The 14,160-nt window shown below is 61.4% G+C and carries 13 protein-coding genes; 1 reads left to right on the top strand and 12 read right to left on the bottom strand.

What is annotated here, in order from left to right; all coding sequences use genetic code 11:
* Positions 1-2: 2 nt before the first annotated feature.
* The gene (locus tag JFT58_RS20525; RefSeq protein WP_054896511.1) at positions 3-776 is read left to right on the top strand and encodes an enoyl-CoA hydratase; all 774 of its coding nucleotides are present in this window, start codon (positions 3-5) and stop codon (positions 774-776) included.
* 249 nt (positions 777-1,025) lie between these two features.
* Here JFT58_RS20525 and JFT58_RS20520 read toward each other — a convergent pair whose 3' ends face one another.
* From JFT58_RS20520 to arnC, 12 genes are all read right to left on the bottom strand, one after another.
* The gene (locus tag JFT58_RS20520) at positions 1,026-2,177 is read right to left on the bottom strand and encodes an acyl-CoA dehydrogenase family protein (protein ID WP_054896510.1); all 1,152 of its coding nucleotides are present in this window, start codon (positions 2,175-2,177) and stop codon (positions 1,026-1,028) included.
* Positions 2,178-2,180: 3 nt separating this feature from the next.
* Positions 2,181-3,284: an enoyl-CoA hydratase/isomerase family protein gene (locus JFT58_RS20515; RefSeq protein WP_198834508.1), complete on the bottom strand. Its 1,104-nt coding sequence runs from the start codon at positions 3,282-3,284 to the stop codon at positions 2,181-2,183.
* 130 nt (positions 3,285-3,414) lie between these two features.
* Entirely contained in the window at positions 3,415-4,125 is a 711-nt protein-coding gene (locus JFT58_RS20510) for an HPP family protein (RefSeq protein ID WP_054896508.1), read from the bottom strand.
* 166 nt (positions 4,126-4,291) lie between these two features.
* A complete protein-coding gene (locus JFT58_RS20505) occupies positions 4,292-4,480 on the bottom strand; it encodes a type VI secretion system contractile sheath small subunit (RefSeq protein WP_254989728.1) in 189 nt (62 codons plus the stop codon).
* A gap of 320 nt (positions 4,481-4,800) precedes the next feature.
* Complete coding sequence (locus tag JFT58_RS20500) at positions 4,801-6,423, bottom strand: ArnT family glycosyltransferase (protein ID WP_054896507.1); 1,623 nt, start codon at positions 6,421-6,423, stop codon at positions 4,801-4,803.
* Positions 6,424-7,806 carry a UDP-glucose dehydrogenase family protein gene (locus tag JFT58_RS20495; protein ID WP_054896506.1) on the bottom strand — a complete coding sequence of 461 codons (1,383 nt, stop codon included), beginning with the start codon at positions 7,804-7,806 and terminating at the stop codon, positions 6,424-6,426.
* Positions 7,803-8,216 carry a 4-amino-4-deoxy-L-arabinose-phosphoundecaprenol flippase subunit ArnF gene (gene arnF / locus JFT58_RS20490; protein WP_054896505.1) on the bottom strand — a complete coding sequence of 138 codons (414 nt, stop codon included), beginning with the start codon at positions 8,214-8,216 and terminating at the stop codon, positions 7,803-7,805. The genes JFT58_RS20495 and arnF overlap by 4 nt, the downstream gene beginning before the upstream one ends.
* Entirely contained in the window at positions 8,213-8,560 is a 348-nt protein-coding gene (arnE, locus tag JFT58_RS20485; protein ID WP_054896504.1) for a 4-amino-4-deoxy-L-arabinose-phosphoundecaprenol flippase subunit ArnE, read from the bottom strand. Before arnE ends, arnF begins: the two co-directional genes overlap by 4 nt.
* The gene (gene arnT, locus JFT58_RS20480) at positions 8,557-10,212 is read right to left on the bottom strand and encodes a lipid IV(A) 4-amino-4-deoxy-L-arabinosyltransferase (protein WP_198834507.1); all 1,656 of its coding nucleotides are present in this window, start codon (positions 10,210-10,212) and stop codon (positions 8,557-8,559) included. The genes arnE and arnT overlap by 4 nt, the downstream gene beginning before the upstream one ends.
* Positions 10,209-11,093 (bottom strand): 4-deoxy-4-formamido-L-arabinose-phosphoundecaprenol deformylase, encoded by an 885-nt coding sequence (gene arnD / locus JFT58_RS20475; protein WP_054896502.1) that lies wholly within the window; start codon positions 11,091-11,093, stop codon positions 10,209-10,211. The genes arnT and arnD overlap by 4 nt, the downstream gene beginning before the upstream one ends.
* Complete coding sequence (gene arnA, locus JFT58_RS20470; protein WP_054896501.1) at positions 11,093-13,084, bottom strand: bifunctional UDP-4-amino-4-deoxy-L-arabinose formyltransferase/UDP-glucuronic acid oxidase ArnA; 1,992 nt, start codon at positions 13,082-13,084, stop codon at positions 11,093-11,095. The genes arnD and arnA overlap by 1 nt, the downstream gene beginning before the upstream one ends.
* Complete coding sequence (gene arnC, locus JFT58_RS20465) at positions 13,081-14,115, bottom strand: undecaprenyl-phosphate 4-deoxy-4-formamido-L-arabinose transferase (protein WP_054896500.1); 1,035 nt, start codon at positions 14,113-14,115, stop codon at positions 13,081-13,083. Before arnC ends, arnA begins: the two co-directional genes overlap by 4 nt.
* Positions 14,116-14,160 lie beyond the last annotated feature (45 nt).

Below are 14,160 nucleotides of genomic sequence, written 5' to 3'. Positions count from 1 at the left end.
ACATGAGTTACGAAACCATCCTGCTTGACGTCCAGGGCCGTGTCGGGCTGATCACGCTCAACCGTCCCAGCGCACTGAACGCCTTGAATGCACAACTGGTCAGTGAGCTGAACCAGGCGCTGGACAGCCTGGAAGCCAACCCTGAAATTGGCTGCATCGTGCTGACTGGCTCGAAAAAAGCCTTCGCGGCCGGTGCCGACATCAAGGAAATGGCCGAGCTGACCTACCCGCAGATCTATATGGACGACTTGTTCAGCGACAGCGATCGCGTGGCCAATCGCCGCAAGCCGATCATCGCCGCCGTGAATGGCTTCGCCCTGGGCGGTGGCTGCGAACTGGCCCTGATGTGTGACTTTATCCTTGCCGGCGACACCGCCAAGTTCGGCCAGCCGGAAATCAACCTGGGCGTGCTGCCGGGCATGGGCGGCACCCAGCGCCTGACCCGTGCAGTGGGCAAGGCCAAGGCCATGGAGATGTGCCTGACCGGGCGTTTTATTGACGCGGTAGAGGCCGAGCGCTGCGGCATTGTCGCGCGTATTGTGCCCGCCGATGAGTTGCTGGAAGAAGCGCTGAAAGTGGCCGCCCTGATCGCGGGTAAATCCGTACCGATCAGCATGATGGTCAAGGAAAGCGTGAACCGTGCGTTTGAAGTCAGCCTGTCCGAAGGCGTGCGCTTTGAGCGCCGGGTGTTTCATGCGGCGTTCGCGACCCAGGATCAGAAGGAAGGCATGGCCGCATTCGTGGCCAAGCGGGCGCCGGAATTCAAGGATAAGTAACCCCTGCCAAACGCCCCAGAGCAAAGGTGGGAGCTGGCTTGCCTGCGATGGCATCGCCTCGGTTAGCTGATGGACCGAGGTGTCTGCATCGCAGGCAAGCCATAATGCCAGACGGTCAAGGCATTTTTGTAGGAGCGAGATTGCTCGCGAGAAGCTCACAGACGCCGCGGTCAGTCAGCAAGCACGCGTTATCGTTGACGTTTTTCGCGAGCAAGCTCGCTCCTACAGAAGCCGATGGTGTCATGTCCGTCAGAGCTGGTAGTTTTTCAGCTCCCTGGCAATCACCATCCGCTGAATCTCGCTGGTGCCTTCGTAAATCTGCGTGATCCGTGCATCCCGGTAGTAGCGCTCCACCGGGTAATCCTCCAGATACCCATACCCTCCATGAATCTGCATTGCCTTGGAGCAGACCCGCTCGGCCATTTCCGAGGCGAACAGCTTGGCCTGGGAGGCTTCGGACAAGCACGGTTTGCTGGCAGTGCGCAGGCGTGCGGCGTGGAGGATCAGCAGGCGCGCAGCGTTGAGCTGGGTTTGCATGTCGGCCAGCAGGTTGGCCACGCTCTGGTGTTCGATGATTGCCTTGTCGAACTGCACCCGATCACGGGCGTAGGCCAGCGCGGCTTCAAACGCGGCGCGGGCGATGCCCAGGGCCTGGGCGGCGATACCAATGCGGCCGCCTTCCAGGTTGGAGAGGGCGATGGCCAGCCCCTTGCCGCGCTCACCCAACAGATTGGCTTCGGGAACCTTGCATTGGTTGAGGGTGACGGCGCAGGTGTCTGACGCACGAATGCCCATCTTGTGCTCGGTGCGGTCGACCACGAAACCTGGGGTATCGGTGGGCACCAGGAACGCCGAAATACCTTTCTTGCCCAAGTCCGGATCGGTCACGGCGAACACGATGGCCAACTTGGCCCGCTTGCCGTTGCTGACAAACTGCTTGGCGCCATTGATGACCCATTGGCCATCACGCAGCTCGGCACGGGTGCGCAGGTTATGGGCTTCGGAACCGGCCTGGGGTTCGGTCAGGCAGAAGCAACCGATGGCCTGGCCACTGGCGAGTTCGGCCAGCCAGGTGTGTTTCTGTTCGGTTGTGCCGTAGTTGAGGATCGGCCCGCAACCCACTGAATTATGGATGCTCATCAACGCGCCCGTCGCAGCGTCACCGGCGGATATTTCCTCCACGGCCAGGGCATAGGCGACGTAATCGACATAGGTGCCACCCCATTCTTCCGGGACGACCATGCCTAGCAGGCCCAGCTCGCCCATCTTCGCCACCAGGGCGTCGTCGATCCAGCCGGCTTTTTCCCAGGCTTGGGCATGGGGGGCGATTTCGCCTCGGGCAAAATCCCGCGCCATGTCGCGGATCATCACTTGTTCTTCAGTGTATTCAAGATCTTGCATGGCTTATTTCCCAATCTGCACGAAGTCGCGGAAGAAGCTGTCCACATGGCTGGCATCCAGCGCATGGAGGGTGGGCGGGTTCCACTTCGGAGTCTTGTCCTTGTCGATGATCAGTGCGCGAACCCCTTCGATCAGGTCGCCGCGCTCGAACCATTGGCGATCCAGATGCAGTTCGAGGGCAAAGCACTGTTCCAGTGGCAAGTGGCGGCCACGGCGCAGCATCTCCAGGGTCACGGCCATGGCCAGGGGCGAGCGGGTCTGCATGAGGTTGGCGGTGGTCAGCGCCCAGTCATGGCTATCGGCCACGGTGACTTGTTGCAGTTGCTCGACGATGCTGGGCACGTCCGGCAACCCGAAAAAGTGGTCAATGGCCGGGCGCAAGGCCGCCAAGGGGGCGTCGGGCAATTGCTGCACGGCGAGCTTGGCGAGTGCGCCTTGCAGGTCCTTGAGCGGTGAGTCATGCCATTGCAGGCCGTCGAGTTTCTGATCCAGCTCAACCCACTTGGCGCTGTCGATGTACCAGTCTGCCAATCCGCAGTACAACGCATCGGCCGCACGGATCTGCACGCCAGTCACCCCAAGGTAAGTACCCAACTCACCCGGAATGCGTGAGAGGAAATAGCTGCCGCCGACATCCGGGAAGTAGCCGATGGCCACTTCCGGCATCGCCAGGCGGCTGCGTTCGGTGACTACCCGCAGGTCCGCACCTTGCACCAGGCCCATGCCACCGCCGAGGACGAAGCCGTCCATCAACGCCAGTACGGGTTTGCGGTAGTGGTGAATGGCCAGGTCGAGGGCATATTCCTCGACGAAGAAGTCCTGGTGCAGGGTGTCGCCTTGCTTGAAGCTGTCGTACAGCGAGCGGATGTCGCCGCCGGCGCAAAAGGCTTTCTCACCGGCGCCGCGCAGTACCACGGCATAGACCTCGGCATCGTCGGCCCAGGCCTGCAAATGCGCGGTTAACTGGCGGACCAAGTCCAGGGTGATGGCGTTCAAGCCAGCGGGACGATTGAGGGTGAGGTGGCCGATATGGTTGCGCACGCTTGCCAGGACAGCGTCCTGCTGCACCTCGGCGTGGCTTGCTTGGGATGAAACCTGAGCAGTCATCTCTAACTCCCTGCTTTTATTGTCTTTATCAAGATGTTCGCGGGTGAACTCTCTCGTGATCGTACCAGTGCAAATTTGCCCAGTACAACCCGGAATCCTGCAGGTCGTTGTTGCATTTATGCAGTGCCGGTCAAACCACCCGGCTGGCCAGTACCTCACCGATACTGCGACGTCGGGCATGGCCCTCGGCGGCGTGGATCAGTTGCTCCAACTCTGTCGGTTCGACATCGTAGAACTGCTCCATCTCGGCCAACGCGAGCTTGAGGTCGGCTGCCGTGATGCTCGGCTCGCTCACGGCATTGGCAGAGCCCAGGATAACCGGGGCTGGCTCGGCAAGGCCCTTGGGATAACGCGTGCGCGTGGCATTGTTATAGGCCAGCGCGCAGGCGAGCAGGGCGCCGGCGCCGAGCATCACCGGCGCAAGCTCGTACCAGCCGAGGTTGACCGATGCCGGATCGGCCAGCACCAGGGTCATGGCCAGGCCGCCGGCCGGTGGGTGCAGGCAACGCAGCCAGCAGATGAGAATCACGGTCATGCCCGCCGCCAGGCAGGCGCTGCCCAAGGTGCGCCCCAGGACGCGGGCGACCAACAACGCGACGATGCCTGCACACAGGTAACTGCCCATGATTGACCAGGGTTGGGCCAGCGCCCCCGACGACACGGCAAACAACAGTACGGCCGATGCGCCCAGAGGGCCGAGCAGGTGCAGGGCCACCTCCATGCCGAACACCTGGGCACAGGCCCAGACACTGAACATCGTGCCCAGGGCCATGCCGATGGCTGCACGGCTCCATTCGGCGGGACGGGTGTTGATTGCAGCGGGTAACCAGCGAGCGAGCATTGAGAGACGGTCCATAAACAGCGGGCGAAAAAAAAGGCCTGCCTGGTTTCCCGGAACAGCCCTTTGAAGGTTCCAACATTTGGGGGAAGGAACCTGTGCAGTGTGCAGTGCTTGATAACGCGGCGCCAATGCATATTAATGAGGGTTAAATGCAAAATAAATGCAGCTAAAAGGCCTCGCCGTAGGTAATCGGCCCGGAGTCTGCGGGTGTAGCCGGATTGATCTTGCCCAGCACGCGACTATGGGTTTCTTCATTGAACAGACGCGCTTGCAGGTCTTCGCGCAGCCTTGGATCGTCGGCCAGCGGCCCCTTCAACGCCACCAGTGCGTCACGCAACGCCATCAAGCGATCCAGCCTGGGTAAAGGGAGGGTTAACAGGTTTTCTCGCACGGCATTGTCCTCTCGATGAAGTAAGCCATCGCGCGCGGGCAGCCTACAACGTCCTTGTTGTCATGAAGTGCCCTGGCCCAAGCGTTTCAGGGCAGTCCTGGCGGTCGGGTGGTAGATAGTAAGTGCACGTGGCAGCGAGTCTACAGTTGGGCTCCGAGCACCGGAAGGGAAAGTGCACCAGCCATTACGCAAACAAATGTAGGTGTTTTCTTGGTACCTATGATGAAAGTCGCCCACTCGTGGAGGAGTGGGCGTTCTTTCTTACAGTGCAGCGGGCATAGCACTCAAGGCGTCGTGGCTTTTGCCAAGTGCAGCAACACATACGGATTTTTGTCGAACGCTGCGGTGAGCGTCGGCGTGATTGAGCGCAGGCGCGGATCGTCCAGTGCCTGGAAGTCAGCCTGGCTCATGACCAACCATGCCGGCGCCTGGACCGGTTTCAATTCGGCAGGCAGTTGGGTAAACAGCGGCACCTTGTCGCAATCGAAGTTGACCATGAACTTGATAGCTTTCGCGTCTTTGCCCAGTGCATGCAACACCAGCGGCGCCGGTTGCTGCTGAACGTGCGCCTTGACGGCAAGGCTGAAGGTGCGGGTGTCGTACACCTGACGTTCCAGGGGTTCAACCACCATGATGTAGGTGGTCCAGAGGGCGAGCACGGCGGCCAAGGCGGGGCCGTAGGTGCGCAGCCGCGAGCGGAGCAATGCCAGCAGGGCCAGCACCTGTAGCGTGCCGAGCACGACGAAGATCAGCTCAAGGTCGGCCAGCGGTTCCGGGTAGCGCCGCCGCGCCACCATCAAGCCAATGGCCAACAGCGTTGGCAACAGCGTCCAGATGCCCAGCATCAAGGCGCGTAGCCACGCAAACTGTCGCCCTTGCGTGACCGCGAAGGGGTACGCGGCAATGATCGCGGCCATCGGCAGCATCGGCAGGATGTAGCGCGCTTTCTTGGCTTGAGGTACCGACAGGCCCAGCATCACCAGCACAGCCGCTGCCGCGCAGTAGAGCACCAGCTTCAAGGCCGGGGCCGGTGCGCGTCGACCGTCCATCAGCACCGCCAGCAGCACTAACAATGCCAGTGGATAGGCCAGGGCGTAGTTGCCCAGGGAACTGGTGAAGTAATACAGGACGCCGCCGGAGCCTTCGCTGCCATCCATTCGCCCCAGGAACTGCATGCGAATCACATCATGCATGAAGTCTTCGCCGCCGCTGAGCTTGGCCAGCAGCAACAACAGGCCGACGCACGCCGCCAGCAGCGCCAGTGCCAGCAGGCCGAAGCTGAACAGCTGGCGCCACTGACGGTTGATCAGGTAGTAGCTGCACAACACGCCCGTGGGGATCACCAGGCCAATCGGGCCACGAATGGCAAACCCCAACAGCAGCAGAAAAAACACCCAATGCAGGCGCTTGGCTGCAGCGAAATGGTCATGGGCATAGCCCAGGTAGAACACCGCCAACGCCACGGCGGCGAGCATCTGGTCGAGGGAGACTGCGCGGGTTTCGCTGACGAAGGTACTGCTGAGCAGCAGCATCGCAATGCTCAGCAGGCCCCAGCGCGGCGAGTAGGGCGCGGTGAGGCGATAGACCAGCACCACGATCAGCGCCGACGCGACCGCCGTGGGCAGCCACGCTGTCAGGCTGGTGACCTGACCCAAGGGCAACGACAGCAGCCATGTCAGCAGGGTCGACGTTGCCAGGTAATCGGCATACGGCTGACCATAGGTGGTGGGAAAGAAACTCGGGCCATGGCGCAGCATTTCCTGGGCAAACAGCACAAAGCGCGAATCAAAGCCGATGATCGCCTGGTGCCAGTTGCCGACGATAAACAGCAGCAGCGCCAAGAGCCCAAGCCCCAGGGACTGGCGACGGATCGTTGCACGCTGCCCGGACGGTAAGGCGATGTTCACTTAGCAAGCGTCCTTGACCTGTTCCACCCAGTTTTGCTGGGGGATCGGTAACTCGCAGGAGTCGCCGCGGCCGATGGGGAAGTACTTGAAGCCTTTGCGCGTCAGGCGCTCGCCGTCGTACAGGTTACGGCCGTCGAAGATCACCGGGGTTTTCAGGCGCTGGTGAATCAGGTCAAAGTCCGGCGCCTTGAATTGCTGCCATTCAGTGCACACGATCAACGCATCGGCGCCGCCCAAGGTGGATTCCGGGGTGCCCATCAGCATCAGGCGCGGGTCATCGCCGTAGATGCGTTGGGTTTCCTGCATGGCTTCAGGGTCGAAGGCGCGCACATTGGCCCCGGCAGCCCACAGGGCTTCCATCAGCACGCGGCTGGGGGCGTCACGCATGTCATCGGTGTTGGGCTTGAAGGCCAGGCCCCACAAAGCAAACGTCTTGCCCTTGAGGTTGCCCTGGAAGAACGCGTTGATGCGCTCGAACAGCTTGCTCTTCTGGCGCTGGTTGATGGCTTCCACGGCTTCGAGCAGGTCGCTGGAGCAGTTGGCCTGCTTGGCGCTGTAGATCAGGGCGCGCATGTCTTTGGGGAAGCACGAGCCGCCATAACCGCAGCCAGGGTAGATAAAGTGGTAGCCGATGCGTGAGTCGGCACCGATGCCCAGGCGCACCGACTCAATGTCGGCACCCAGGTGTTCAGCCAACTCGGCGATCTGGTTGATGAAGCTGATCTTGGTGGCCAGCATGCAGTTGGCGGCGTACTTGGTCAGTTCGGCGCTGCGCAGGTCCATGAAGATGATGCGATCGTGGTTGCGGTTGAAGGGCGCGTACAGGTCGCGCATCACGTCGCGCACCTCTTCACGCTCGCAGCCGATGATGATCCGGTCCGGGCGGCGGCAGTCGGCAACGGCTGAGCCTTCCTTGAGGAATTCCGGGTTGGAGACGATATCGAACTGCAGCTCACGGCCGGCGGCGCTCAGGTTGTTGAGGATGTGGTCGCGCAATGTGTCGCCAGTGCCGACCGGTACGGTGGATTTCTCCACCAGGATCACCGGCGCCACGCGATGGCGGGCGACCGCATCACCCACCGACAGCACGTATTTCAGGTCGGCAGAGCCGTCTTCATCCGACGGCGTGCCCACGGCAATAAACAACACTTCACCGTGCTCGACGGCGAGTTTTTCGTCGTGGGTAAAGCGCAGGCGCCCGCTTTCCAGGTTGTCCTTGACCATGGCTGCCAGGCCCGGCTCAAAGATAGTCACGTGACCTTTTTGCAGCGATTCGACCTTGTGCTTGTCAACGTCCATGCAAATGACATCGTGACCGACTTCGGCTAATACAGTGGCCTGGACCAGACCAACGTAACCACTACCAAATACACTGATTTTCATGGGGTATTCCTGGGACTTGAGGTGCTAGCACGACGAGAGTTGATAACCAGCACGCCGAGGATGACCAAGGCCACCCCCAAGGTTTTTGAAAGCGAAAAAGTTTCGTTGAACGCCGGCAGGCTGGCGGCCAGCAAATACACCAGCGCGTAACTGATGCTGAGCAGCGAATAAGCGCGGCCCAGGGGTAAGTGCTTCAGTGCGCCGAGCCAGCACAGCATCGACAGCGCATAGGCGATGGTCGCCAGGATCACCACGCCCAAGGCGCCCAGGTCGATGCTGTTATCCGTGAAGGCAGCCAGCCATTGCGTGGGAAGCGGCAGGCGCGTCATGCTCCAGCGCATGCCCAGTTGGGCACCACTCACCAGGCCGACACTGCCCAAAGCCAGGGCGAAACCCCGCACGCGACTCATACCTGGCGCCCCAGCAAGACCACGCCGGCAATCACCAGCCCCACGCCCAGCCAATGACGAGCATCAATGGGTTCATGAAACACAAAGCGCGCCATCAGCGTGACCAGCACAAAATTCAGGCTGAGCATGGGGTAGGCAATGCCGACTTCCAGGCGCTGCAACACCAGCAGCCACACCAGCAAGCCCAGGCCCAGGCACACCAGCGCCGACCACAACCACGGTGAGCGCAGTTTCGGTGCCCAGCCGTCCGGCACGTCGCGCCAGCTTTCCACGGCGAATTTTTGCGAGACTTGGCCCATGCAGGTCAGCAGGCAGGCCGTGAGCAGTAGCAGCAGGGTGATCATGGCGCGACCTGCGGGAAAATCAGGATCACGATCTTGCCTTGCGCATAACGCTTGCCGTCAGTGGGCAGCAGTGCGAGTTCTTCTTTTTCGCCGGTGCTATTGACGCGCATCACCACGCCCACCGCGCCGGTACGCCGGGTTTCGGCCATCCACGCCTGGATGCGGTTACGGTCGACCAGACGCGGGGCCGTATCCTCGTAAGCCAGGCCGTACTTGACCTCACCCGAGGTGTTGTACAGCGTGATATCGGGACGCTTGAGGCGCCAGGACAGCGCCGAGGCGGCGCCCAGGTCGTTGCTCAGCAGGGCAACGCTGGGTTGCAATTCGTCGATGTGATCAATGATGAACTGGTCCGGGGTCTTGTTGTAAACCACCGAATGAGGCAACGCCGCAGGCACCAGCAGCACCAGCAATCCACTGCCGATCAGCGGCGCGGCCCACAATGCCAAAGGGCGCGCCGCTTGCAGCAGATTGACCACGATCCAACCGAACAAAAAGATGAACACCAGCACCAGGCTGAGGGTTTCTTCTCCCGGTTCGTATACCGGCTTCTTCAACTGGAACCAGCTGAGGGCCAGCAAGACCAGCACGCCGATCACCAGGTTCAACCAGCCATTGATGCGCAGAACGCGGTCGTGGCCTTGAGCCAGTTTGTCGCTCAGGGCCGAGCCCATCAGCAAGGCGAGGGGGAGCATGCACGGCATAATGTAGGAGGGCAGCTTGCCTTTGGCCAAGCTGAAAAAGGCCAGGGGCATCAACAGCCACAGTAGCAGGAACGCGGTTTTCGGCACACGCCGTTGCAGCCAGGCCTGCTTGAACGCGGACGGCAATAGCGCAACCCACGGCAGTGCGAACCCTACCAGCAGCGGCAAGTAATACCAGAAAGGTTCGGCGTGCTGGGCGTCTTCACCGGCAAAGCGTTGGATGTGCTCGTGCCAGAAAAAGAAATGCCAGTAGTCCGGCTCTTGCAGGTGCACAGCCAGGGCCCACGGCACGCTGACCGCAATCGCCACCACCACGGCAACAGGGCCAAATTTGCACAACTCGCCAAAACGTTTTTGCCAGACGGCGTAGGGCAGGGCGACCAGCACCGGCAGCAACCAGGCCAGGAAGCCCTTGGTCATGAAGCCCATGCCGCACGCCAGGCCCAGCAAGGCCCAGGACCACAAGCGCGCACGCCGCGTGGTGCTGTCGAAGCAGAACCACAAGGCCACGCCGGTCAGGTTGACCCAAAAAGTGAACTGCGGGTCCAGGTTGGCATAGCCGCCCAGCGCAGCCACGCTGACGAAACTCATGTAGAGCAACGTGCTGACCAGGCTTTTTTGCGGATCATTCCACAACCGGCGAGAGACCAGATACACCAGCAGAATGCTCAAGCCGGTGCTCAACGCCGAGGCAAACCGTACGCCGAACAGGTTCTGGCCGAAGATCGCCTGGCCCAGCGCGATCATCCAGTAGCCGGCCGCAGGTTTTTCAAAGTAGCGAATCCCCATGAAGTGCGGCGAGGCCCACTTGCCGGTCATCAGCATTTCCTGGCTGATTTGTGCATAGCGGGTTTCATCGGGAATCCACAGGCCATGGGTGGCCAACGGCAGCAGGTAGAACACCGCAAACGCGAGCAGGAGCAGGGGCAAGGCCCAGCGGCGGATCATGCCTGCTGTACTCCAAGCCAGCCCTCGCGGCCGCTCAAGGCGCCGCGTACCAGCTGTTGCTGGGGCAGGGTGGTCACATCCGTGGGCAACAGTTCGCCCAAGGGTTTGAAATCAATGCCGCGCTGCCCTGCCTGGGCGAGCAACTGGCGAAAATCATTGGCCATCAGAATCCCTTCTACTTCTGCGTGGATCGTATAGACGTTCAGCTTCGACGCGCTGAACCTGTCGAGAATGAAACGGTTGAAATCGTTGGCAGCCACCACCGGCCCGACGACTTCGTCGAAGGTCGGCAGGTCTACCGGAATTTGTGGGGTGCCCGCACTGCCATCGGCCAAGGTTGGTCGAAACAGGCTGGTGCCCCGGCAATCGCTGTTGTAGCGAAAGTTGAAGCCTTGCTTGGCTTGCACCACGCGCTCATCGGCACGCCAGCCGGCGGCCGCTGAACAGTCGACGCGCTCGCCGAGGATGTCGCTCAAGGTGTCTACGCCGCGCCGAATCTGCTCGACCAGCTGTGCCTCGCTCCAACGCCCGGTGTTGGCCTGCCAGCCATGGTGGTCCCAGGCGTGCAGGCCGACTTCATGCCCGGCGGCCTTGGCCTGGCGCATCAAATGCCCCAGGTCGCGGCCAATCGGCTTGCCTGGCCAGGCGGTGCCGGCCAGCAAAATATCCCAGCCATACAGGCCGGCAGCGTTGGAACGCAGCATCTTCCACAAAAACTGCGGGCGGATCAGGCGCCACAAGTGGCGCCCCATGTTGTCCGGCCCGACACTGAAGAAGAACGTCGCTTTGACCCCAGCTTCGGCCAGGGAGTCGAGCAACCGTGGCACACCTTCACGGGTGCCGCGGTAGGTGTCGACGTCGATGCGAAGACCTGCCTGCATTACTTTTTATCCGCAATTTCAAGCATGGCTTCACGCAAGAAGAAATCGAGCGTGTTGCCGATGGTTTCGCTCATCTGCACGCTCGGCTCCCAGTTCAGCAGGCGCTTGGCGTTTTCGATGCTCGGCTTGCGGTGCGCCACGTCCTGGTAACCTGTGCCGTAGAACGCCTTGCTCTCGACGTCGCGGAAACCGGCGAACGGCGGGAAATTGTGGCGCAGTGGGTGAGCCTCGAACTGACGCAGCAGTTCTTCGCCCAACTGGCGAATGCTGGCTTCGTTTTCGGGGTTGCCGATGTTGATGATCTGGCCGTCGCAGACGCCATTGTCGTTATCAATGATGCGCGCCAGGGCTTCGATGCCGTCGGCAATGTCGGTGAAGCAACGCTTCTGCTCACCACCGTCGAACAGACGGATCGGCGTGCCTTCCACCAGGTTCAGGATCAGCTGGGTAATGGCGCGGGAGCTGCCGATACGCGCCGAGTCCAGGCGGTCCAGGCGCGGGCCCATCCAGTTGAATGGACGGAACAGGGTGAACTTCAGGCCCTTGTCGCCGTAGGCCCAGATCACGCGGTCCAGCAGTTGCTTGGAGACGGAGTAGATCCAGCGTTGCTTGTTGACCGGGCCCACCACCAGGTTGGAGGTGTCTTCGTCGAAATACTGGTCTTGGCACATGCCATAGACTTCGGAGGTCGACGGGAAAATCACGCGCTTGTTGTACTTGACGCAGTAGCGCACCAGCTTGAGGTTTTCTTCGAAGTCCAGTTCGAACACGCGCAGCGGGTTACGGGTGTATTCGATCGGCGTGGCGATGGCCACCAGCGGCAGCACCACGTCGCATTTCTTGATGTGGTACTCGATCCACTCGGTGTGGATGCTGATGTCGCCTTCCACGTAATGGAAGTTCGGGTGGCTGCGCAGGCGCTCGATGGCGTCGGAGCCGATGTCCAGGCCATAGACTTCGTAGCGGTCGTCACGCAGCAGGCGCTCGGACAGGTGGTTACCGATAAAACCGTTCACGCCCAGGATCAGCACACGGGTACGGCGCGGCTTGCGGCCCGACTCGGCGCCGCGCAGCACGGAACCGTCTACCAGGCCCAGTTCATCGGCCAGGGACGGGCCGGCCAGGTACAGGCCGTTTTCGTTGCGCTGGCCGAACTTGACCACCAGGGAATCTTCACCGCAGGCAATGCGCAGCGGGTTGACGCTGATTACACGGCCAGGCGCCAAACCTTCGTTGCCCTTGACCACGTCGGCTTGCCACACGATCAGCTTGTGCTCGCCCACGGCGCAGAAGGCGCCGGGGTACGGCTGGGTCACTGCGCGTACCAGGTTGAACAGTTGCTCGGCAGGTTTTTTCCAGTCCAGCTTGCCATCGGCGGCGGTGCGACGACCGAAGTAGGTGGCTTTGCTCTCGTCCTGGGCGGTTTCGCTCAGCTTGCCCTGGGCCAGCTGTGGCAGAGCATCGCGCAACAGGGCAGTGGCCGCCTCACGCAGCTTGGCGTGCAGGCTCAGGCCGGTATCGCTGCGCTCGATGGTGACTTTTTGCTGGGCCAGGATGGCGCCGGCATCGGCACGCTTGACCATGCGATGCAGGGTCACGCCGGTTTCGGTTTCGCCGTTGACCAGCACCCAGTTGGCCGGGGCGCGGCCACGGTATTTAGGCAGCAACGAGCCGTGCAGGTTGAACGCGCCTTTGCGGGCGGTGGCCAACAGCGGCTCGCTCAGCAGGTTGCGGTAGTAGAACGAGAAGATGTACTCCGGGTTCAGCTTGGCGATGCGTTCGATCCACAGCGGGTGGTTGGCGTCTTCCGGTGCATGTACCGGGATGCCATTGCGGGCGCAAAGTTGGGCGACGGAACCGTAGAAGTTGTTTTCCTTGGGGTCATCGGCATGGGTGAACACGGCGGCAATGTCGTAACCGGCGCTGAGCAGCGCTTCAATGCCTGCGCAGCCAATATCGTGGTAGGCGAATACAACAGCTTTTGAACTCATGACTGGACCTGATCCGAAGAAGAAGTAGAAGTATGGGAAGACACCAGGCCGTCGACCACGACGACTGGAGCCGGTGCTGCCGGTTGGTTGCGCAGCACTTTTTCAATAAAGAAGCGTGGGCGGGCACGTACATCGCTGTACATGCGGCCCAGGTATTCGCCCAGCAGGCCCATGCCGATGAACTGGCCACCGGTGAACACAAACAACACCGCAAACAGCACGAACAGGCCATCACCGGCCCAGTCGGCGCCGAAGGCCAGGCGCATGACGATCAGGGCAAAGGCAAACAGCACGCCCAGCGCCGCCAGGCTGAAACCGACGATGGACAGCAGGCGCAAGGGCGTGGTGGTCATGCAGGTCAGCAGGTCGAACATCAGGCTGATCAGGCGCATGGTGCTGTATTTGGATTCGCCGTGCTCACGTTCGGCGTGGTGCACCAGGATTTCCGTGGTGTGGCGGGCGAAGCCGTTGGCCAGGATAGGAATGAACGTGCTGCGCTCACGGCAGGCGAGCATGGCGTCGACGATGGTGCGGCGGTAGGCACGCAACATGCAGCCGTAGTCGGTCATGGCCACGCCGGTAGAACGTTGCACGGCGAGGTTGATCAAGCGCGACGGCCAGCGGCGGAAGGCCGAGTCCTGGCGGTTATTCCGCACGGTGGCAACCACGTCGTAGCCCAGGGCAGCTTGCTCGACCAGGCGCGGGATCTCTTCCGGCGGGTTCTGCAGGTCGGCGTCAAGGGTGATCACCACTTCGCCACGGCACTGTTCAAAGCCGGCCATGATCGCCGCGTGCTGGCCGTAGTTGCGGTTAAGGATCACCGCTACCACATTGCTGCCGTCTTCCGCGGCGGCGTCTTCGAGCAGTTGGGCCGAGTTGTCGCGGCTACCGTCATCCACCAGGATGATTTCGTATTCGTAGGCCAGATGCTTGCAGGCTGCCGTGGTGCGACGCAGCAACTCAGGCAGGCTTTCTTGTTCGTTGTAGACCGGGATAACGATCGACACGCAATGAATAGGGTAGGGTTTCAAAGATTCATGACCTCGGGCTAAAGCGACTTCAAGCGTGAAAACGGC

Origin of the sequence: Pseudomonas sp. MF6767 (genome assembly GCF_016405475.1) — a bacterium.
In the GTDB taxonomy this organism is placed as follows: Bacteria; Pseudomonadota; Gammaproteobacteria; order Pseudomonadales; family Pseudomonadaceae; genus Aquipseudomonas; species Aquipseudomonas paracarnis.
This window is presented reverse-complemented; position numbering and strand designations above follow the sequence as displayed.